The sequence below is a fragment of the Pseudomonas sp. HY13-MNA-CIBAN-0226 genome (assembly GCF_040310305.1).
GTDB lineage: Bacteria > Pseudomonadota > Gammaproteobacteria > Pseudomonadales > Pseudomonadaceae > Aquipseudomonas > Aquipseudomonas gregormendelii.
Window position 1 is genome coordinate 1 of sequence record NZ_JBEOPS010000489.1, and the last position, 248, is coordinate 248.

Here is a 248-nt window from a genome sequence, read left to right on the forward strand (position 1 = left end):
GTGGTGAAGAACGGGTCCATTGCCGAGGCGAGCGTGGCGTCGTCCATGTCTTCGCCGTTATCACTCACGCTCAGGCAGATGTATTGCCCGGCCGCCAGAGACAGAGTCGATTGCGCATGAATATCCACGGCTTGGGCACTGACCAGAATTTCTCCGCCCTGGGGCATGGCGTCGCGGGCCTTGGTTACCAGGTTCATCACGGTCAATTAAAGCTGGTTCATGTCGGCGAGGGCCGGCTGGAGTCCTGG

General features: G+C 60.1%; 1 protein-coding gene. It reads right to left on the reverse strand.

Annotated elements, in window-relative coordinates; all coding sequences use genetic code 11:
* Window positions 1–197: ATP-binding protein (locus tag AAEZ05_RS29620; RefSeq protein WP_502947816.1), on the reverse strand; the 197-nt coding region annotated here is incomplete at its 3' end.
* Window positions 198–248 lie beyond the last annotated feature (51 nt).